Source organism: Bacillus sp. OV166 (genome assembly GCF_900177675.1).
Lineage (GTDB): Bacteria > Bacillota > Bacilli > Bacillales > Cytobacillaceae > Neobacillus.
In genome coordinates this window covers 899,334-920,806 of the sequence record NZ_FXWM01000001.1, presented here as the reverse complement: position 1 = coordinate 920,806, position 21,473 = coordinate 899,334, and the positions used below count along the sequence as shown (strand labels likewise).

Genomic DNA, 21,473 nt, shown 5'->3' with positions numbered 1-21,473 from the left:
ATAATCATGTCGTAACATACTAGATACCGCTTTCATTATACCTATAATAAAAAATCCCCTCCTTTGGAAGTTTTAGAACACCACAAATTTTCATTTTCTTCTATAAACTCTTGATTGTTTTCATTATATTATTAATTTTATCGATAAGTCAATTATATTTTTTCGTTTATTTTTATTTCAACTTTCGTTTTCTTTCTTATTACTTTATAATTTACTTTAGGATGAAACAATGTTGTAATATTACTATGTGAAATAACAATTCAATTCTTTCTTTTTGTTAATTTTGACTATCGATTACTTTCGAAACGTTAATTTAAATAGAGAAAAATATCATAAAATATGCATACGTGGGTGATGAGATGAAGAAAGTGTTTGCACCAGAGAGAAGAAAACTAATCATGGAAAAGTTACATGAACAACAACGTGTAACAGTAAAGGAGCTTTCAGAGGAAATTAATGTATCAGAAGCTACTTTAAGAACAGATCTTTCGAAAATGGAAGAAGATGGACTCCTTAAAAGAACTCATGGAGGGGCAATCTTAATAGATATTATTGAAAGCGAAAATAATTTTTATAATAGAGAACGAAAAAATAAGGATGAAAAATCTGCAATCGCTAGAAAAGCTGTAGAATTAATTTCTAATGGGCAATGTATTATGTTAGATGCAAGCTCAACCGCTCTTGAACTTGCGCGTAACCTAAAAGACATGCAAATTCGATTAACTGTCGTAACAAGTGGAATTAATACTGCTCTTGAATTAAATGACCACCCTGATATAACGGTTATTTTATTAGGGGGGATTGTTAAAAGAGGTTCATATTCCCTAGAAGGTAGTTTAGGAATAAATATTTTGAATCAAATTAATATTGATATGATGTTTACATCCGCTAATGGATTTTCTCACGAATTAGGTTTATCAGATTTCAGTGTTTATGAAGTACAATTGAAAAAGGCTATGGTCAATGCTTCTAACAAAGTAGTTGCTTTACTTGACCACACCAAAATTGATAAAAATTCAATTGCTTCGTTTGCCTCAATAGATCAAATCAGTACGATTATAACCGATTGTTCTCTATCAGATAGTTATATTAGAAAATTAGAAGAACACAACATAGAAGTAATAATTGTTTCAGCTGAAGAAAAGGATCATTAATAACAGAAAATCCCTGAATAATTGACACTAAGGAAGAAAAAGTGCTGGATTTATTTATTTATTTACTCAAACTTCGCAGAGTGAAATCCCCAAAAAGCCTTAATATAGATTCAGTGTCACGCCCCAGATTTTCTTGTTTCACCTCGATGTTCCACGTGCATATTTACTTGCATAAACCTATAAAAGGAGAACAGTATCGTCACTGTTCTCCTTTTTAAGGTTATTTCAAGGTTCGAGGTTCTTAACACTGTTCGGGTAATTTGCTTGTTTCGTGTTATTCAGCAGGATGGTCTGTTAAAGGTAATAATTTTTCAAAAGGCTTCTTCTAAAAAGCCCACTTTAAAGTTCTCTAATAAGCTCAAGGACTCCTCCTCCGCGATATTAATGCTTTTTCTAATGTATTTGGTTGAAAAGATGTTACGCGTATTCCTATCAATAAAAGAGATTCGGCGTTGGTGTTTCAAAACTACGCCCTGTTCCCTCATATGACCATATTTGATAATGTCGCCTTTGGATTAAAAATGCGGAAACTTTCAAAGGATGAACCATGTTCGCCTTTTTTTCATTTTCATCCTAGAATAGTTGTAATCTTCCTGTACATTCGCCCCTGCTTAACTCGATGACTGTCATAGCCCAGAAAGTTTTATCGTTTTTGTCGAAGGATATGACAGACAACGATAAACCAAAAACACCCTCTCCTACCAGAAAGGGTGTTTTGTTTAGATTCAATACACTGTCACGCCCCGGATTTTCTTATTTCACAACGATGTTCCACGTGCATATTTAATTGTTCAAACCTATAAAAGGAGAACAGTATCGTCTAATATGGTACCTATAGATAGGACACTTGAAAAAGAGTGTTTTATCTGTAGGTATTTTTTTATATACTTGAATCTTAAAGATATGGGGATTAGGGGACGACTATGAGCAAAACAACATTTTCAGATAAAGAAATAAAAATACTGCAAAAAAATCCAAATGTGCAGCGTGTCAGCAGTTTAGCTATTACATATTCGGATGATTTTTTTAAAAATAAATTTATGAATGAATATCTGGTAGGTAAACTCCCACGGCAGATCTTTGAGGAGAATGGCTTGACATAGACATTATTGGTATGAAGAGGATAGAGACTTCTGCATATAGGTGGAAAAGAGCATATGAAAAAGATGGGTTAATTGGGCTTTCAGACACACGGAAGACAGCTTCCGGCAGGCCCTTAGAGCGAAAACTTTCTCAAGCTGAAATTATTGAGAGGCAGGATGCAAGAATTAAGCTGCTGGAAGGTCAGGTAGAGTTGTTAAAAAAGCTAGAAATGACAGAAAGGAGGCTGCTAAACGCCGGTCAAAACCTAGAAACGAGTAAAGTATTTCAGTTAATTTATGAAACCATAGAACAAAATCAGTTTAAACAAATGACAAAGTATTTTTGTAAGCGTTTGGGGGTATCTCGTTCTGGATATTACAGCTTCCTCAAAGCAACCGACAGCCGATTTGAAAGAGAACAAAGGGATTTAGAAACGAAAGAGATAATACTGAAAGCGTTTAACCGACGTGGATATAAGAAAGGCTCACGTTCCATCAAAATGATATTGAAAAATGAATTCGACATTAATCTTAGCAGAAAAAAGATACAAAGAATTATGAACAAGTATAAGATCGTTTGCCCACATAGGAAGTCAAACCCTTATAAAAAAATAGCTAAGGCAACAAAAGAACATCAGGTCGTTTCAAACAAATTAAATAGAGAATTTAAGCAAGGAGTCCCAGGGAAGGTATTATTAACGGATATTACATATTTGCCATATAACGGAAAGCATATGGCTTATTTGTCAGCCATAAAAGATGCCTCCACCAATGAGCTTTTGGCTTACCATGTTTCAGATCGAATTACTTTAGATATCGCCACAAAAACCATCGATAAATTAATGAAAAATAAGAAAACTAGTTTAGATTCGAAAGCATTTATTCATTCGGACCAAGGTAGTCATTATACAAGCCAACGATATCAAAAATTGTTGAAAAAACACGGTTTAGGCCAGTCTATGTCTAGGCGAGGAAATTGTTGGGATAATGCCCCAATGGAGTCCTTTTTTGGTCATTTAAAAGATGAGGTAGACTATCAATCCTGTAAAACATTAGAAGAACTAAAGGTGAAAATAAATCATTATATGGTTTACTATAACAATTACCGTTATCAATGGAATTTAGAAAAGATGACCCCTATTCAATATAGGAATCATCTTTTAGCTTCTTAACTCTTTTTTTTATATGTCCTTGACATGGGTGCCAGTTTAGTCACTGTTCACCTTTTTAATGTTATTTCAAGGTTCGAGGCTCTTAATACTGTTCGTGAAAACCCATGGGGGCGGTTCTTGTGGTCAGCTATAACCTCATTAAAAACCATAAGAACCTTACTTTCACAAAGTGACTTCTTGCTTGTTCCAACGAACGCTGGATTTCCCCCTGGATAATCGGCATTGAATCCATCAAAGAAGAAGTCAGCGAACTTCAACATTCCTGAAATATTGATTTCAAGCTGTGCTGTATCTTGGACATCCAATAATTCTTTTTGGAAATTACTCTTAAGGACGCCTTTTAGTCATAAACCAATGTAAGTACCAGGAACTGTTCGCCTTAAAAAAGGATCCTAAATAGTTACTTTTAAGAAACAGCTTCAAAAGGAAGGATTGTTAGAAGGCTTCATTTAAAAAGGAACCACGGCATATCATGCCACGATTCCTTTCTTTACTGAATATAAATGTCACTGCTTTAAGAATGACTTCTATCTTATTCTTGTAATCAGACTCTTTAAACTTACTGCATGAGTAAAAATGACTAAATTTTTAATATATCCTCTTCGTTTGGTAAGGAAGATATCGCTCCTACCCTTGTACATACAAGTGCCCCTACTTTATTTGCAAATAGAATGATCTCTTTCAGTTTACTAAAATCATTAAGAATTGTATTAATGGACTCCAAGTTTGCAAACTGATATAAAGCAGCACCGACAAATGCATCACCAGCACCGGTAGAGTCAATTGAATTTATTTCTATACTGTTTATTACACCCACATCATTTCTATTTGAAAGAAGAGTTCCTTCACTTCCAAGAGTCACAGCTACAATTTTCGCTCCCAAATGATGGAGCTTCTCTATACCTTCATACTTATCCATTTTTCCTGTGATAAGTTCAAGCTCCTCTTCACTGACTTTTACAAAATCAGCCATGGATATACCTTTTCTAGCTAAACTAATAAATTCTTCTATTCTATTTTTCCATAAATCCTTACGGAAATTAGGGTCAAATGATAGGAATATTCCACTATTTTTCGCAAACTCCATTGCATTAAAATAGGTTGTTTTAAATGGGTTATCAAGTAACGCTGTTGCGGATCCAAAGTGTATTATTTTTGCTCTACTTAGTCTATCTAAATTTAAGTTTTCGTCTGTTAGATGTTGATCTGCTCCTCTATTGAATACAAAATCCCTTTCACCGTCTGCTTGGAGAGAAACAAATGCTAAGGTTGTTGGTGCTAAATCATCGGTAACAACCATCGATGTATCTACACCCGCCTCGTTTAAAGTTTCTATCAAGAATGATCCAAATGGGTCATTTCCTACTTTCCCAATAAGACTCGCCACCCCACCTAGCTTTGAAATGGCAGCTGCTACATTTGCCGGGGCACCTCCAGCCTTCTTTAGGAAATGATCACCTTCTTTTAAATTAACATCAATATCTGTACAGAAAAAATCGATTAACAGCTCTCCAACGCACATAACTGAGCGGGATGTTTTATTCATTTATTTTCCACTCTCCATTCTTATCGCTTCTATTAATTTAGAATACAAAGTATCTAGATCTATATCATAAACAGTTCCCTATTTTGTATATAGAGAGATTTAAATAGCTCATATTGCTCATTATATACATATCCATTCTTTTCATTTGGCTCTACTAGCCTATCACTCTTTTTTACCATTTCACTTACTGCTTCTTCCATTGAATTGAAGACTTTTGTACCTACAGCTGCCATAATTGCTGCTCCTTTACAGGCATGTTCCTTCGTCAAGGTAGTACATATACTTTTTTGAAAAACGTCTGCTACAATTTGCATCCATAAATCACTTTGGATAAATCCACCTGAAGCGATAACCTGCTCAACAGGTATTTGTAGTTCATTAAAAATCTCTAATGAATCACGCAATGAAAAAGCGACACCTTCCATCACCGCTCTCAACATGTGGTAACGATTGTGCTTTAATTGAAGTCCAAAAAACATCCCTTTAGCATTAGCATCCATATGGGGTGTTCTGTCTCCATTTAAATATGGTAGGAAGAGTAACTTTTCACTACCTGATGGAATCTTACTAGTTTCTTTATTTAACTTAGTAAAGTCTGCGATATATAAAATATTTTCCATTAACCATTTTAATGATAGTCCTGCACTTAAATTAGCACCTAATATGTACCAGTTTTTCACATGACAGAATGTATTTGTACGATATAGTCTGTCATGAACTGGTTGATTTACAGGTGAAAATAACTGTCCTCCTGTTCCAATCGTACAGGAAATTGTCCCCGAAGAAAGGATGCCATTCCCAACAGCCTGCATCGGCTGATCCCCTCCACCATATACGACAGGGGTTGCTAATTTCAATCCAGTTTCATTGGCTGCAATTCGTGTTACGTAACCAGCGATCTCGTATGGCTCACGGCATAGTGGAAAAAGGTTCCTATTTATCCCTAACTTTTTAATTAGATCTTCAGCCCATTCTCTTCTTTCTATATTAAATATTAATGTTCCACAAGCATCTGTTGAATCTGTACCAATCTCACCAGTTATTCTGTAACGAATATAATCTTTAGGTAAAACCACTTTATCTATTTTTTCATAATTAAAAGGTTCATGGTCTTTTATCCACATTAAAGAAGGCAGTAAAAAACCAGGAGAAAGTGCATTCAGTGTTTGCCTTCCTACTTCTTCCTTTTGTATTTTATTATGTATGGAGTGGATTTGCTGCTGACTTCTTTGATCACACCAAATGATCGCTGGTCTTATTACTTGTTTGTCTTTATCAAGTATTACTAAACCATGCATTTGCCCAGAAAAACTAATTCCAGTAATTTCAACCTCATATCCCCCCACTTTTTGTAAACAATGCTGTATGGTCTTCTTTGTAGCTCTCCACCATTCTTCAGGATCTTGTTCCGCCCAATTTCTTGCAGGAGTATTTATGCTATATACCTCACTATCTGAAAAACACTCTGTTCCAGTATAGTCAATCAGGCATGTCTTCACACTAGATGTTCCAAGATCTATTCCAAGCAAGTACTTCATCAAATACCCCCTTTTTGATCGCAAAATTGCATGAAGAATGAAGGCTGTCGATCATTCGACAGCATTTAAAATGTCTTACTTCCAATGAAAAAATCCACTTATTGGAAGTAAGACATTTTATCTTTTTTTACCTTTATTACTCTTGTTCTCTACATTGTTAAATACATCTGTTGAATTCCATTAAGCTGCACTATTTCCACGTAAGCGATCTAATAATACCGCGGCAACAATTACTCCACCTTTGACTACAAGCTGCCAATAATAGTTAACGTCCATTAGAGTTAAGCCATTACTAATAACGCCCATAATTAATACCCCAATAATCGTTGCTTGTATCTTTCCTTTACCACCTGTTAGACTAGTTCCACCCAAAATAACCGCGGCAATTGCATCTAACTCATACATTTGTCCTGCAGTTGGTTGACCAGAATACAACCTGCCAGCTAAAACGACCCCACCTAAACCTGCTAATAATCCACTGATGGAATAAACATTAATTAATGACTTCTCAACCTTAATCCCTGTTAATCGTGCTGCTTCTTCATTTCCACCAATGGCATAAATATGGCGGCCAAACATAGTATACTTTAAAACATAAAACATAACCATATAAACAAAAACCATGATATAGATAGGAGCTGGTATTCCAAAAATAGCTCCGCCTCCAATGAATTTGAACGTTTCATTTTGCAAAACAATCGGATAACCACCACTAATGACATAAGCAAGACCTCGAACATAGGTGAAACTACCTAATGTAACAATAAATGCTGGTAATTTGGTTTTAGCAGTGAAAAATCCATTTATTAGTCCTACTGCATACCCTACAGCCACACCTGATATCATAGCAATGACGGGGTTAACTCCTGCTGAAGAGACCATAACTGAAATAACGCCGGATAAAGCAACTGTTGACCCGACCGACAAATCAATTCCACCAGTTAATATCACAATTGTCATTCCAGCAGCTAGCACAGCAATGATGGAAACCTGCTTTAATACATTTAACATATTGGCCGTTTCTAAGAAATTAGGCGCGGTAAAAGAAAGGACAACACATAATAAGATTAAAATCATGATCATACCCAATCGATTCCATAATCCGTGAAGGACCTTCCCAACATGAAGGCTTTCTCTTTGTGATATTGTTTGAGTATTTCCCCTCATTTTCTTACTCCCCCCTAGTAGCTAAGTACATAATTTTTTCCTGTGTGGCTTCTTCTCTCGAAAGTTCTCCTGTTAATCTTCCTTCGCACATGACGAGGATTCGATCACTTACGCCTAAGACTTCCGGAAGCTCAGATGAAATCATTAAAACTGCCAAGCCATTTTCGGCAAGCTTTGAAACAATTTTATGTATTTCAGTCTTTGCCCCAATATCCACACCTCTCGTGGGTTCATCAAGCAGTAATACTTTAGGTGCGATGGACAGCCATCTTGCGATCACAACTTTTTGTTGATTACCACCACTTAAGTTCGATACCTGCTGTTCCGGTGAGGCAATTTTTATGTTTAGTTCTTTTATATAACGATTAGCGGTAGCATTCACTTCTTTCCAACTAACAATTCCTGCCTTCGTATGCTTTTTCAACTCTGCCATTAAAATATTCTCTTTTACGGACATAGATAAAAATAAACCTTGCTCTTTCCTGCTTTCAGGTACATGAGCAATCCCATTAGCCATTGCGTCTATGGGGGATTGTATTTTAACAGACTTTCCGTCTACAAATATTTCGCCACTTTTCAACTCAGATACACCAAATAGAGCCCTAACTAACTCTGTTCTCCCCGCACCTACAAGCCCTGCTAAACCAATAATTTCACCTGGATAAATTTTAAACGAAACGTTTTTAACAATGGTGTTATCTGAAACATTTCTCAGTTCTAGAACAGGGGAACTGCTTTTTGAAAGTTTTTTAGGATCAGAAGACTTCTCTCGATTAAACAAATCTTTTAAATCACGACCTACCATAAGCTTCACAAGGTGATCGGGGTTGGTCTCTTCAATGGGGCCACTTGCAATCCACTCACCGTCACGTAAGACAGTAAATCTATCAGCAATCGTAAAAATTTCTTCCATTCTATGAGAAATATAAACGATGGCAACACCCTGTTTTTTTAAATCCTCAATAATATCAAATAGTTTCATAATCTCTTTATCTGTTAAAGAGGCTGTTGGTTCATCCATGATAAGAACCTCTGCCTTAAAGGATAATGCTCGGGCGATCTCCACCATTTGTTGTTGAGCAACGCTTAGGGTTGAAACCAATTGGCGTGGGTCAAGATTAGAGCCCATTGAATCTAACACCTTTTGTGCACTTTTATGCACCTCGCCCCACTTAACCATCCCTAACCGATTTCTCGGAAAGGTTGAACCCATTAAGATATTTTCACTAATCGACAAATTGGGAGAAAGGCTTAATTCCTGATGAATAACATTTATTCCTTTGTTCCTTGCATCAACAGGATCCTTCCACAAAGTCGGCTGACCTTTAAAATAGATCTTTCCACCATTATTATCAGGTGTATAGATCCCTGCTAATATTTTCATAAAAGTTGACTTTCCGGCTCCATTCTCACCCATTAATGCATGTACTTCACCTGGATAAAGTTCAATTTTCACATTGTTTAATACGGTTACACTTGAGAATGTTTTACTAATCCCTTCCATATTCAACACTGGATTTTTATGACCATGTTGAACCTTCACTACCCGTTCTGTAACTGCCATATTATTATCTCACCCCTTTTTTTAATTTGAAAAAGGCTGAATAAGGTTCTTTCCTTATCAGCCCTTTTTATGGAGGAGGCTTACCACCCTTGGTAAGAATCTAATTTATCTTGAGTAACAAGTTTAACCGGAACTTTAATAAGGTCTTCTACGTCTTCGCCATTTTTCACTTTCATTCCAATTTCAACAGCCTTTTTCACCATTTCGCTTGGTGATTGTGCTGAAGTTGCCTTAATAGTACTTCCCTTTTTGGCCATCGCTTCTGTCACTTCAGGAGCACCATCTACGCCTACAATGAAAAATTCATCTTTACGATCTGCTTGCTCTTGAGCAATTTCAACACCGATTGCTTCAGGGTCATTGATGGCAAATACGGCGTCAATAGAGCCTGATGGATTAGCTTGTAAAATACTTTCCATAACGGTTAATGCCTTTTCACGATTTCCTTCGCCGTTTTGCTTCGCTACTATTTTAATTTTAGAATCTTTAATAGCATCCTCAAACCCTTTAATACGGTCTGTTACGGCTGAAACAGGAGGTCCATCAATGATAGCAATGTTTCCTTTTCCACCTAATTGTTCAATGACATATTCTCCAGCTAGTTTACCAGCTTGATAGTTATCCGATGTAACAGTAGCATCAACACCGCCTTCAGCATTCGTATCTACAGCGATTACAGGAATACCAGCGTCTTTTGCCTGTTGAACAGCTGCTGCAATTCCTTTAGTATCAACAGCATTTAATAAAATTACATCTACGTTTTTTGTAATGAAGTTTTCAATTTGAGAAGTTTGCTTTGCGAGATCATATTCAGCACTTTCAACAAAAACCTCTGCACCTAATTCTTTCCCTGCTTCTTCAACCCCTTTTGACATGGCAACAAAGAAAGGATTGGCCAAAGTACCCACAGTTAATCCAATTGTTAACTTTTTGTCACCTTTTTGCTCTTTGTTATCTTTCGTAGATTCACTTGATGATTCACTAGCACTAGTACACGCAGTCATCACAACCATTACAAACATTAAAACTAGTATTAATAGCATTTTTACATTTATTCTCATTATGATCCCCCTAATTTTTATAGACTTAAAAGATTACTTAAAGGAAGTTAGATATTGTTATCGCTTTCAGTTTTAATGACATCACCTCCTTAAAAACATTTTTAGGTTGTACAAATAGATCTATAAATCCTTTCTACTAGATTATTAGGTATAAACCCCTCTGTTACCGTTTTCATCTCTTTGAAAAAAAATCATTTCAATGATTATTTTTGGAGCTTTATTTGAACGTTATTGACCATTTGTGCTCGTTTTTGACCGTTTTAAGTTAATTCAGATTATATTATGGCTGTTTTTAATTGTCAACAATTACATATTTAGACAAAAATATATTAATATAGCTAAATATGAACTATTCAAATAGAAGTTCTCACAGATCGTAGCATATATTTCAATGATGTTTGACAATCTTTTCTATAAAGAAAGGAACCTAATTTTTATGCTTATTTATTATATTGGTAAAATGCAACAAAAATATAAAATAGATTCAGCGCCTGTCACGCTCCAGAAAGTTTTATCGTTTTTGTCGAAGGATATGACAGACAACGATAAACCAAAAACACCCTCTCCTATTAGAAAGGGTGTTTTGATTTATTTCTTTTGGGTTCGCAACGCACAGGCACCGTTCTCATAAAAAAACCTGTATAGATTAAATCTACACAGGTTTTTGAAGCATATCTTTTAATCATATCACTTGGATTTCTTGTCCACTACTCTCTTTTTTATATGAAAATTTCATTTTGAAAAGACTTACAACAAAATAGACAATCGCTAGAATTAAAACGAGGGTCCAGATTTGAGAGACAAATCGTGTATTCCAGACACCTAAGAAATACAGCAAAGCTGGAATGGTCAGCGTTACCCATGACTGTACGAAAGCAACAATCCCGATGTACGTATCTATTTTCTTTTTAAGCGCATTTGATAAAAAGAACAGAAACCATAATAGTGCCCACATACCCCATGTTAATGCATTGACAACATCGTGAAAGTGAATAATCGATGTTAACGTATAGACGACTGCAATAATAGCGACCCATAAACTAAACCAACCGAGACCGCTGCCATCAAGCCCTTTCAATACGGTTACCCCAACATATAAATAGGTTAAGCCAAATAGAAAAATAGATGCAACATTATAAAGTTCCCAATTATTTTGACCAGATACAAACATTAAGTAAGATGGGATGATTATTTGAATAATTCCAATGAATATATTAAAAATACCTACACTTTTTGCTTCTGCCTTCCCCAATAGCATAAGACTGTTTAAAAATAATACTGCACCTGAGAGAAATAAACCAACAAAACTCATATTAATAGTTGTGAAAAACTATTTTCACAACCTTCCCCTCCTTTTAGAAAGCAATCCCCTCTCAACTAAGAAAAGAAATTGCTTTTTCAACATCATTTATTGCTCTTTTCGTAAACTTTGTTTATGCCACGATACCTTTATTAATACGGTTTAGAAATTGATTCGAAAAACCACGATCTTTACGAAAACAACCTTATTTATAAAACGATACTTACGATCACGGATGATAATACACTAACTAATGTTGCTCCAAATAAAAGTTTTAGACCAAATCGTGCGACAGTGTTTCCCTTTTTTTCATTTAAGCTTTTTACGGCTCCTGCAACAATTCCTATCGAGGAGAAGTTTGCAAAGGAGACAAGGAAGACAGAAATAATTCCTAATGTACGCGGGCTAAAGCTCTCCTGTATTTTTGCTAAATCCATCATCGCTACAAATTCATTTGTGACAAGCTTCGTTGCCATAATTCCCCCAGCTTGGACAGCTTCTGAAAATGGAACTCCCATGATAAAGGCAAATGGTGAAAAAATATATCCTAAAATTTCCTGGAATGAAATTCCGAAAACCATATCAAAAACATTATTGATACCAGCCATTAAAGCAACAAATCCAATCAACATAGCACCGACAATGACGGCTACTTTAAATCCATCCATAATATATTCGCCTAACATTTCAAAGAAGCTTTGCTTTTCCTCATCTTGAATGATGAGGATATCTTCGTCTTCTGGCACAGTATATGGATTAATAATTGATGAAATAATAAATCCGCCAAATAGGTTTATTACAAGTGCTGTCACAACATATCTTGGTTCAATCATTGTCATATACGCACCGACAATGGACATCGAAACGGTTGACATTGCGGAAGCACATAATGTATATAAGCGATGGGCAGGCAGCAGGCCGAGCTGCTTTTTAACCGTAATAAATACCTCTGATTGACCAACGATAGCGGAAGCTACGGCATTGTATGACTCTAATTTACCCATACCATTTACTTTACTTAACAATAACCCTATTGCTTTCATAATGATAGGGAGTATTTTAAAATGCTGGAATATACCAATTAATACTGAAATGAACACGATTGGAAGTAATACATTAAGGAAGAACGACATTTCACCTTTATTCTCAAGCCCGCCAAACACAAAGGAAATACCGCTGGCTGCGTATTCTAATAATTTACTAAAAACGTCAGCAAATCCTTTAACTAAGACTAAACCGAATTTTGTATTTAATAATAATGCCGCTAATATTACTTGAATGATGACCATTAGGATAATCGGTTTGATTTTAATATTTTTCTTATTATTACTCGCAACAAAAGCAAGTCCAAAAACAACAAGTAATCCAATGATGGCTATGATGTATTTCATGATTTCCTCCACAATGATGTATTTTATTCTTAGATGTAAATGATTCCGAGCTTGATTACAGGCCTATCCCAAACAGATTACTTCTTTAATCCTTTGAAGAAAAAGATACCTGGTTATTCTTTGTTAATACAGCTGCACCGACTTGAAAGTTTGAATATAGTGTATAGGCTTGTTTCCGAGCCACGATCGCTTGATCAATTAATTTATAATTTATTATTCTCCATTCATGATTTTTCTATAAGAAAATAAAAAGCATGAGACTGACCAACAAGAAAGCCTCGTCAGGGATTAATGGATTTCTGTATAAATAAGTGTTGGTTGAGCTACTTTTTCTTCAACTAGTTTGTAGGCTGCGTAAATTTTCTCGATGACTTCTTGAACATTCTCACGATTACTGTGGATCGTCACAAGTGCGTCACCCTGTTGGACAAAATCGCCTACTTTTTTGTGGAGAACAACGCCTACTGCCAAATCAATGACTGATTCTTTAGTGATGCGTCCAGCTCCTAACATCATTGCGGCAATCCCAATCATCTCAGCAGTGATTTCAGCAACACATCCTGTTTTTAGGGCTGGTACTTCGATCGTATATTTAGCTGTAGGAAGTTTTGTAGGATCATCAACAACAGAAGCGTCTCCACCTTGTGCAGCAAGGAATGTTTTAAAGAATTGTAATGCTTTTCCGTTTCGCATCGACTCTTCCAACATTTCACGCGCTTGTTGCAAATCGGCTGCTTTTTCTGCTAGGACGACCATATGGCTGCCAAGTGTTAAACATAATTCATGTAAATCCTCTGGACCTTGTCCACGAAGGGTATCAATTGCTTCTTTCACTTCTAAAGCATTTCCTACGGCAAACCCGAGCGGTTGGCTCATATCAGAAATGATCGCTTTTGTCTTCCGTCCCACACCATTTCCAATGTCCACCATTGTCTGTGCCAATTCTTTCGCATCGTCGAGATTCTTCATGAAAGCCCCACTGCCTGTTTTCACATCAAGAACAATCGCATCTGCTCCTGCGGCAATTTTTTTACTCATAATTGAGCTTGCAATAAGCGGAATCGAATCGACTGTAGCGGTTACATCCCTTAAGGCATAAAGCTTTTTATCTGCAGGTGTTAAATTGGCACTTTGGCCGATTACAGCAATTTTATTTTTGTTCACTAAATGAATAAACTCGTCATTTGTAATTTCAACATGAAAACCTTTTACTGATTCTAATTTATCAATCGTGCCGCCGGTGTGCCCAAGACCTCTGCCGGACATTTTGGCAATAGGTACCCCAACAGAGGCGACTAATGGTGCTAACACAAGTGTAGTTGTATCACCAACACCACCAGTACTATGCTTATCTACTTTAATTCCTTCAATTCCGGATAAATCGATTTGATCCCCAGAGTTAACCATCGCTTCCGTCAAATAGACGCGTTCTTTTATGGACATTCCTTGGAAAAATACCGCCATTGAAAATGCAGACATTTGATAGTCAGGAATACTTCCGTTGGTAAATCCATTTATTAAAAACTGAATTTCTCCGTTTGTTAATTCAAGACCATTACGTTTTTTCTCAATAATATCAACCATTCTCATATCGTTTTCCCCCTAAATTTAGGTTAAAGTCTGTTTTTAATATTTTATAGAAAGTTTAAGATCATTAAAGTTACAAACTGTTCAGCTGCTAAATACTCGTAGAAATCTGACTAATAACTTCTTGAAAGCTAGGTTAGAGTTTCCCAAAGCGAACGCTTTCATCTATACATTTATTATTTCAAAATAACTATAGCATAGATTGTGAACAAATGTTAAGTGATATTTGAACAAAATTTTAATTTTTTTATCACATTCGCCATCTTCGTCCTAAATCACATTCATATCAGCAAACATGCACTTTATTTGAGAATTTACTGAACTTTTGTAAAATGACATTAGAAAAATTGTAAAGATTGGTAATTTACAATGACCCTTGCCATTTCATCTACTAATTCAACTGGGTTTGCAAAACAATTGGAGTTAAAAGTGGGAAATGGATGATCTACCGATATATCCGATCGTGGAAAGATGGAGATAGATAAGAAATGAGGTGACATGGGTGTTTTACCTGTAGATAGGAAGAAAGATCACTTCTCTTTTTTTAAAAAGCTTTGTTAATTAACTTTGTTGCCATTTTTACATTTACTTAAAAGGGAGCTTCCGCGGTGCATGAAAGAACGTTCCATTGACCGTTTGAGGAAAAACAGAGTAGTCCCTCGGGAATTGAAACATCGTTAGAGTGACCGTTCGATGAAAAAAAGCTCTCACTCGGGCACTGTAACACCGGAGGTTGAATCAGTGGTGTGCCTAAACGGACCATGGGGACGGTTGTTGCGGTCGGCACTAACCTAATTAAAAACCATGAGAACCGTCACCATGGAGTCTGATCAGACCCATTTATGGACAGTTCCACATAGCACACTCATCATTATTTCTGTAGTCGATATGGAATTTGGTATGATTTCGGGCCGCAATCGGTATGTATAAATGGCGAACAGTGACTGTCACTGTTTGCCAGGTAACTCGATGTCTTTGGAGATGGTGTTCGGTTGAAGATCCCCCTTTATACTTTTAATAACCTTCAACTGTAAAATCTAAGAGAGACGAGCTTTATGAACCTCTCTTTATGACCGGTGACCCTCTTTTTTCATGTGGACGGGCTTTATAAACCTCTCTTATCGACCGGTAACTATCCATTTTTCGGTGGACAGGCTTTATGAACTAAAGCTTACCCTAAGAGGAACATCCGCTACCACAACTAGAACAACTTGAGCAACTTGAACCTCCATCATGACCGCCTCCATGACCTCCGTCCCCATGACTAGAACCATCCGAAGCAGTCCCGCAAAAGATGGCAGTTGAGCAGCCGCTAGTGTAATTGGCCGCGTTGGCATACGTATACGCACTCGCATACTTCCAATAATCATCAAAATAAAAGTAAGAGAAAAACACCATTACAAGAGACAGGTTGGTCATTTCACCGTACCTTCTCTGCTTAGCAAACTGACCTTTTTCGTCCACTTGATACATAACTTCCGCATCACTTACCTGCTGCTTCATTTTTCTAACGAGATACTCAACTGTATTCCTATTATCTTCATTAACTTTAAAATATCTATTAATCAGCCATTCATTACTTTCTTCCTTGAATTCTTGTAAGACCCTCTTATCAATTGGATATTTAAAAAAACTTCCCCAAGATTTCCAACTAAATTCAGTGATCGTAAACAACTGTGAAAACACCCAATCAAAAAAAGCTCGTTCCTGTGGTGCAGGAGTTGGACTAGTATTAGGCGTATGATGCAGCATTTTCCCAACAAATCGCTCCGAAAAAGTTTGATATTTTTGCGTAAAAAGCAGCATCGTATGCCAAATCTCATCCACTTCTTCACTGAACATAGGCGTTTCCTTTAACATAGCTGCAAGCAATAAATAACGCTTTAATTCAAAAAGCCGCCATTCAAATTCATCTTCCGTCCGTTTCGGATTATCTTGAAGAAAACGCTGCTTCACTTGTTCAACATAGTCTGAATTCAAGGCGGAATCTAATTTTTCAAGCAATGGTGTTACAGGAACAGGGGTAAGCACTCCCAAATGCTCAGGTATATTTTCTTTCGCTAATTTAGGTCGGTTCCTTGCCGCTAGTACCACTACTCCTGTAACCACTCCTGCTAGCAATAAAGCCGCAGTTACAATTCCTGCAACCAAATGAATCACCGTCCCTACTTTATAATAGTTTAATACGTGTTAAATTTGCGAACAAGAACTGTCACTGTTCGCCATTGTGGAGTCCTAAAAATAACCCAAAATTAAACCTATTGAGGCTTAATCTTGGGTTTTGATTTTATTCGGCCCATACGTACCAAGGATTCCAGCGATCCAATCAAACGTTTGATTAGTTTTTTTAGACCTTATGTACCAATGACAAACAATGCAGTCACTATTTACCAATCAAAATCTACCACTTAATCTTACTAGTCCCTCCAATAGAGAGCGACTTAACCTAGAGGATCTTCTCCAAATCGTTCCCATAGATTTGGAAACATCTCTTCTAGATCATCTTCGTCTTCCCAATCAAATTCAATTTCAGTAGGATCGACCCATCCCTTTTGAGACAGCAACTCTAGCATCTCATCATACAAATCTTCATCCCATACTTCTGGGTCGCCACCCTTTTTCAGTGTGTAGGCATTAAAACCTACTTTTAGAAAATCCTCGTATTCCGGAACACCTTCATCTCCCAAATTTTCATCAGTTATATAATTCGCCAAAAATTCGGGGTCCTTCAGTGTTTTCTCGTATACCTCTTGTCCTTGTGAAATCAGCCATCCTCTAAAATAATCAAAAGAATCATCCGAGCAGCCACCCATGATTAGATAGGCAGCCCCCCATAGGTGAGATTGATAGCTTTCCTTCATGTAACTTTCGAAAATAAACTCAAAATCCACGATCTCATCTATCAACTTCTTACTAAGTTCTTCTGTTAACCATTCAACCTGGTCTTCTTTGAAAGACTTGGACTGCTCTATTAAATTCCAGTATTCCGTTTTATACACTCTATGCCCCCTCCAGTTACTCAATAACCGTTTTTTCTTTTACCAAAAATACTTATTAATTCCTATTTTATCAAGTATCACAATTTATTTACAATCAAAAAAACTGCGATACCGTTGAGGAATATCGCTGTTCTAAGAGTTCTACTCCTTTTTAATAATTTGCTATTATACTAAGTATGCCCCTAAGGCCACCATCGCTTTCTTTAATGCTTGTTCATAGGCCTTATCCTTACCAACTACAGTACGAAAATCTGCGACGTCCCGAACTGTCGAACGTCCTTCAATTTCATACCCATTATTAAAAATAAGTAGACATATCGTTGATTTATCACTCATACGATGGAATTTTTTCTCTACGAGCATTTCTTCTAATTTAATCCGTTTTTCATCCTTAATCGAATGGGTTCGAGAATACGAGATGACAATATGGTCATACATATGGTGATTCTTACAAGTTACGATAAGAATTTTTTCCCCTTTATGTTCCACTTGATTGATCTCTCCGCATTTTGGACAAATACTATCTATGAACATACTTACCATTTACCGCACTTCCTTTAAATTATTTGGTTAATAGGATGAAAACATCTTAGAACAAAGGTTGTGTTACTTTATATATTTCATTTCCGAAAAAAAAATACCTTCTAATATTGAAGGTACTTAATTTTTCTTACATTGGATTTAGCCTTACAAAAGCAGAACTACTTTCCAATATTGGTTTAAAAACCATATCTAACTAAATACAACAAAACACTCCAATTAGGGTTTAACGGAAGGTTATTTGGCATAAACATTTTAGTATATCACGAGGTTATTAATCTTTTTTTGAAAAATGTTGATAAACTATTAGCTGGTTTAGTTAAAGAAGGGGTCCTGATGGCAAAACGCGAATTTCGTATGAAATCCGCATTTGTTGGTGAGGATAGCTAACTATATGTCAAGGTTGACCTTTGTTGATCTAGTCGTTCTGCTTGCCGTGATCTCTCTGAGCTCCCCTATAGCTTCCAATTAAATTTTGATAACCAGGAAGTTGACTAGAGAGTAAAGCGCCAAAACCTTCAACATCGTTTCGCCAATCGCGTTGTAATTCGCACGCAACGCTAAACCAGTTCATAAGCTGTACTCCACCATGGGCCATACGCATTAATGACGCGTTCGCTACTTGTTTGCTAAACGTTCCGGAAGCATCAGTGACAACAAATACTTCGTAACCAGCATTTACAGCAGATAGTGCCGGGAACGCAACACAAACATCAGTAACAACTCCTGCTATAATTAGTTGTTTTTTACCTGTTTCTTCAATGGCTTTAACAAAATCTTCATTGTCCCATGCGTTAATTTGTCCAGGCCGAGCTATCTTTGGCGCATCAGGAAAGAGTTCAACCAATTCTTGCATTAGTGGTCCGTTAGGTCCGTTTTCAAAGCTTGTTGTTAGAATCACTGGTAAATCAAAAAACTTAGCGGTGTTAGCAAGAGCCAAAACATTGTTCTTGAATTCATCAACACCATAGTCACGGACTAGGCCGGAAATAAGGCCGGTTTGATGATCCACTAGAAGAACGGCAGCATCCTCTTTGGAAAGACGAGAATAGAGATCAGACATTTTATAATCCTCCTTATATTAACGAATATTAGAAAGTACCATATATCGGTAAATCCACCTTAAACTCCCCCGTCTGTTATAATTAGTTTAATAGTAAATTGATTGTTGTCATGGTTATCTATAAACCTATTAAGTGTCAACAGCATTTTTTAATAATACAAGATCATCATAAAAAATTACTTGATGATGTTTTGATTTCTTTGGTTAATTTAAAACAGAAGTCTGATCAATCCAATGAATAAATTGTTGTAAATAACGCTCAAGATATCGTTTTGTTTTTTCGTCAGTAAGCACTTTCTGATCGGAGTCAATCTTTTCATGTACTTGCGAAATCAGCACTTTTTGAAATGGAAGAACCTGGGCTTGTATTGCTTCTAATATTTGTCTGATTTGCATTTGAGCAAAGGCAGTCCCTAATCCCCCAGGAGTTGCTCCGATTAAGCCAACCGGTTTTCTACTAAGAACGGAGGACTTCGGAGTTCTTGACGCCCAGTCTAATGCATTTTTTAGCACGCCCGGAATTCCAGAATTGTACTCTGGACTTACGATAATGATACCGTCAACGTCCTGAATAGCGGACTTAAATGATGTTACTGTTTCTGGATCACCGCCAATTTCTAAATCTTCGTTAAACAAAGGAAGATCGTTGATTTCGATCCAGCGAAATTGAGCGGCATCACTCATATCTATCAATGATTGAGCAACGATTCGGTTATAAGAATTTTTTCGTAAACTTCCACAAATAAGGCCAATGGTTTTGGGCATAGAGATTCCCTCCTTGTTTGAAATCAACTTTAATAATACCATATCTTATCATTTATAGGAGGTATTACCAGCGATGGTAGAAAAAAAGGTGACTTGGTTAGAACTTTTTTATGACTTGCTATTTGTGGCAGCAGTTGCAACTACTACTCATGTTTTACTTCATGTTGAAAAAGGTTATATTTATCCAGAATATTTATTAAAATTTGCTCTAATGTTTATCCCGATATGGTGGTCTTGGACTGGACAAACAATGTTTATTAATCGCTTTGGACAAGATTTTTTGCATCAACGTATCTTTATAATTCTTCAAATGTTATTTGTCCTTGTTATGACATCCAGCTTATCGGAAGATTTTGATCAATACTATTTCCCTTTTCTTATTGGCTATATTGGAGTAAGGGCACTAACGGCAATTCAATATCTTGTTGTTCAGAATTTAGAAGAAGGGGATAGAAAAACAGCTGCTCGGTTTTTAGGAACATGTTTTGGGATTGGAGTCCTCATCTCATTTCTCTCTATCTTTTTTGATTCATGGATTCGATACGCTGTGTTATATGCAGGAATTATTGTCGATGTTATTGTGCCTGTTTTCGGACGCAAGTATTTGGTAAAAGCCCTGACCAATACGGCTCATTTATTAGAACGTTTTGCTTTATTGACATTAATCCTTTTTGGAGAATCGGTCGTCAGCACCCTATTTGTACTACAGCCCCAAAAGGGTGATTGGAATTCGATCTCATTTTCGATTATTTCATTTATCCTTATTATTTCGATGTGGTGGCAATATTTTGATAATGTAGAAAAGAAGGTAGATAAGTCGATTCATGGGGCAGGACAAACTATTATTTACGGACATCTGTTTATTCTAATGTCTTTGAGCATGATTGCAGCATCTATCAAACTGATGTTTTTATATGAGGTCCATTATTCATTTATCTTATATTTTGTATTTAGTTCTGTATTGCTCTATTTCATTTCAACTACCATAGTTTTTCATCAATACAGGTATGAACAACACCGTCTAAAAATTTATCATTTAGGTTTGTTTTTAGGGATTTTAGCTGCCTTTTTTATTATTAATTTAATCATGGTAGTTCCAAACATTGTCATAATGGGAGAATTAACTCTATTTTTTATCATCTATGCTAAATTTACAACCACTTAATAAAATACGGAAAATTTAATAATGGGGGTCCTGAAGCATACCTATCAAGCTAATTCGAATACATGTCCCCCATGTAAGGAAAATACGCTATCCTTTTAGTTCCTATTTAAAACATAGAAGTCCCTCTCCCTTTACTATTCCCTAAACAATATCGATCCAAAATTTTTAATCAATAGGTAATTCTTTTCGGTAATTTGCTTGTGGTAGTTTTTCAATCCAACCATTGTTTATGGCAACTCCTCCTAATTTATTTAGTTGTTTTTATCCTCCTTTAATGGCTGCCTAAAAATGACTTATTAAATCAATCCTTTTTTATTCCTCCATAAATTCTTATCAACTATCCAAATCATTTTTTCTAGTAGATATTTTGTCCATTTGA

At 36.2% G+C, this 21,473-nt stretch carries 17 protein-coding genes and 1 pseudogene; 4 read left to right on the top strand and 14 right to left on the bottom strand.

Annotation, left to right across the window (positions count from 1 at the left end; genetic code table 11):
• Window positions 1-359 precede the first annotated feature (359 nt).
• The 3 genes and pseudogenes from CCK98_RS04295 to CCK98_RS04290 all read left to right on the top strand — a co-directional run bounded on the left by CCK98_RS04295 (window position 360) and on the right by CCK98_RS04290 (window position 3,408).
• Window positions 360-1,154 carry a DeoR/GlpR family DNA-binding transcription regulator gene (locus tag CCK98_RS04295; RefSeq protein ID WP_088085440.1) on the top strand — a complete coding sequence of 265 codons (795 nt, stop codon included), beginning with the start codon at window positions 360-362 and terminating at the stop codon, window positions 1,152-1,154.
• Window positions 1,155-1,564: 410 nt separating this feature from the next.
• Window positions 1,565-1,699 (top strand): annotated as a pseudogene (locus CCK98_RS36765) (spermidine/putrescine ABC transporter ATP-binding protein); the annotation flags it as partial.
• 378 nt (window positions 1,700-2,077) lie between these two features.
• Window positions 2,078-3,408, top strand: a protein-coding gene (locus tag CCK98_RS04290) for an IS3 family transposase (RefSeq protein WP_088085439.1) whose coding sequence is annotated in 2 segments (ribosomal slippage) — window positions 2,078-2,249 and window positions 2,249-3,408 — 1,332 coding nt in all. Because the reading frame shifts where the segments join, the coding sequence is not laid out codon by codon here.
• A gap of 47 nt (window positions 3,409-3,455) precedes the next feature.
• Here the strand turns inward: CCK98_RS04290 and CCK98_RS04285 are convergent.
• The 14 genes from CCK98_RS04285 to CCK98_RS04215 form a co-directional block, all read right to left on the bottom strand.
• On the bottom strand, window positions 3,456-3,713 hold the full coding sequence (locus CCK98_RS04285) for a hypothetical protein (protein ID WP_088085438.1): 258 nt from the start codon (window positions 3,711-3,713) through the stop codon (window positions 3,456-3,458).
• Between the two features lie 275 nt (window positions 3,714-3,988).
• Window positions 3,989-4,954, bottom strand: coding sequence for a carbohydrate kinase (locus tag CCK98_RS04280; RefSeq protein WP_088085437.1), 966 nt, complete (start codon window positions 4,952-4,954; stop codon window positions 3,989-3,991).
• A gap of 59 nt (window positions 4,955-5,013) precedes the next feature.
• Entirely contained in the window at window positions 5,014-6,492 is a 1,479-nt protein-coding gene (gene xylB, locus CCK98_RS04275) for a xylulokinase (protein WP_088085436.1), read from the bottom strand.
• Window positions 6,493-6,672: 180 nt separating this feature from the next.
• A complete protein-coding gene (locus tag CCK98_RS04270) occupies window positions 6,673-7,575 on the bottom strand; it encodes an ABC transporter permease (protein WP_373408521.1) in 903 nt (300 codons plus the stop codon).
• 88 nt (window positions 7,576-7,663) lie between these two features.
• A complete protein-coding gene (locus tag CCK98_RS04265) occupies window positions 7,664-9,223 on the bottom strand; it encodes a sugar ABC transporter ATP-binding protein (RefSeq protein ID WP_088085434.1) in 1,560 nt (519 codons plus the stop codon).
• Window positions 9,224-9,303: 80 nt separating this feature from the next.
• Window positions 9,304-10,284, bottom strand: coding sequence for an ABC transporter substrate-binding protein (locus tag CCK98_RS04260; RefSeq protein ID WP_088085433.1), 981 nt, complete (start codon window positions 10,282-10,284; stop codon window positions 9,304-9,306).
• A gap of 682 nt (window positions 10,285-10,966) precedes the next feature.
• The gene (locus tag CCK98_RS04250) at window positions 10,967-11,596 is read right to left on the bottom strand and encodes an AmiS/UreI family transporter (protein ID WP_088085431.1); all 630 of its coding nucleotides are present in this window, start codon (window positions 11,594-11,596) and stop codon (window positions 10,967-10,969) included.
• 197 nt (window positions 11,597-11,793) lie between these two features.
• Complete coding sequence (locus tag CCK98_RS04245; protein ID WP_088085430.1) at window positions 11,794-12,975, bottom strand: NupC/NupG family nucleoside CNT transporter; 1,182 nt, start codon at window positions 12,973-12,975, stop codon at window positions 11,794-11,796.
• Between the two features lie 288 nt (window positions 12,976-13,263).
• Entirely contained in the window at window positions 13,264-14,565 is a 1,302-nt protein-coding gene (locus CCK98_RS04240) for a pyrimidine-nucleoside phosphorylase (RefSeq protein ID WP_088085429.1), read from the bottom strand.
• A 1,173-nt stretch (window positions 14,566-15,738) separates the two neighbouring features.
• On the bottom strand, window positions 15,739-16,722 hold the full coding sequence (locus CCK98_RS04235) for a hypothetical protein (protein ID WP_088085428.1): 984 nt from the start codon (window positions 16,720-16,722) through the stop codon (window positions 15,739-15,741).
• Between the two features lie 281 nt (window positions 16,723-17,003).
• Window positions 17,004-17,561, bottom strand: a complete 558-nt coding sequence (locus CCK98_RS04230) for a DUF4240 domain-containing protein (protein ID WP_088085427.1) — start codon at window positions 17,559-17,561, stop codon at window positions 17,004-17,006.
• A 165-nt stretch (window positions 17,562-17,726) separates the two neighbouring features.
• Window positions 17,727-18,104: a Gp49 family protein gene (locus CCK98_RS04225; protein WP_088085426.1), complete on the bottom strand. Its 378-nt coding sequence runs from the start codon at window positions 18,102-18,104 to the stop codon at window positions 17,727-17,729.
• A 415-nt stretch (window positions 18,105-18,519) separates the two neighbouring features.
• Window positions 18,520-19,164, bottom strand: a complete 645-nt coding sequence (gene ycaC / locus CCK98_RS04220; RefSeq protein ID WP_088085425.1) for an isochorismate family cysteine hydrolase YcaC — start codon at window positions 19,162-19,164, stop codon at window positions 18,520-18,522.
• A 204-nt stretch (window positions 19,165-19,368) separates the two neighbouring features.
• Window positions 19,369-19,929 carry an NADPH-dependent FMN reductase gene (locus CCK98_RS04215; RefSeq protein ID WP_088085424.1) on the bottom strand — a complete coding sequence of 187 codons (561 nt, stop codon included), beginning with the start codon at window positions 19,927-19,929 and terminating at the stop codon, window positions 19,369-19,371.
• A gap of 73 nt (window positions 19,930-20,002) precedes the next feature.
• Between CCK98_RS04215 and CCK98_RS04210 the strand changes: the two genes are divergently transcribed.
• Entirely contained in the window at window positions 20,003-21,094 is a 1,092-nt protein-coding gene (locus CCK98_RS04210) for a low temperature requirement protein A (RefSeq protein WP_088085423.1), read from the top strand.
• Window positions 21,095-21,473: the final 379 nt, after the last annotated feature.

What these genes read in the sequence shown, in the direction of transcription:
- CCK98_RS04240 (WP_088085429.1), bottom strand. Translation starts at nt 14,565, where the DNA reads ATGAGAATGGTTGATATTATTGAGAAAAAACGTAATGGTCTTGAATTA.
- CCK98_RS04260 (WP_088085433.1), bottom strand. Translation starts at nt 10,284, where the DNA reads ATGAGAATAAATGTAAAAATGCTATTAATACTAGTTTTAATGTTTGTA.
- CCK98_RS04250 (WP_088085431.1), bottom strand. Translation starts at nt 11,596, where the DNA reads ATGAGTTTTGTTGGTTTATTTCTCTCAGGTGCAGTATTATTTTTAAAC.
- CCK98_RS04280 (WP_088085437.1), bottom strand. Translation starts at nt 4,954, where the DNA reads ATGAATAAAACATCCCGCTCAGTTATGTGCGTTGGAGAGCTGTTAATC.
- CCK98_RS04210 (WP_088085423.1), top strand. Translation starts at nt 20,003, where the DNA reads ATGGTAGAAAAAAAGGTGACTTGGTTAGAACTTTTTTATGACTTGCTA.
- CCK98_RS04270 (WP_373408521.1), bottom strand. Translation starts at nt 7,575, where the DNA reads ATGATCATGATTTTAATCTTATTATGTGTTGTCCTTTCTTTTACCGCG.
- CCK98_RS04245 (WP_088085430.1), bottom strand. Translation starts at nt 12,975, where the DNA reads ATGAAATACATCATAGCCATCATTGGATTACTTGTTGTTTTTGGACTT.
- CCK98_RS04295 (WP_088085440.1), top strand. Translation starts at nt 360, where the DNA reads ATGAAGAAAGTGTTTGCACCAGAGAGAAGAAAACTAATCATGGAAAAG.
- CCK98_RS04265 (WP_088085434.1), bottom strand. Translation starts at nt 9,223, where the DNA reads ATGGCAGTTACAGAACGGGTAGTGAAGGTTCAACATGGTCATAAAAAT.
- xylB (WP_088085436.1), bottom strand. Translation starts at nt 6,492, where the DNA reads ATGAAGTACTTGCTTGGAATAGATCTTGGAACATCTAGTGTGAAGACA.
- CCK98_RS04225 (WP_088085426.1), bottom strand. Translation starts at nt 18,104, where the DNA reads ATGGTAAGTATGTTCATAGATAGTATTTGTCCAAAATGCGGAGAGATC.
- ycaC (WP_088085425.1), bottom strand. Translation starts at nt 19,164, where the DNA reads ATGTCTGATCTCTATTCTCGTCTTTCCAAAGAGGATGCTGCCGTTCTT.
- CCK98_RS04215 (WP_088085424.1), bottom strand. Translation starts at nt 19,929, where the DNA reads ATGCCCAAAACCATTGGCCTTATTTGTGGAAGTTTACGAAAAAATTCT.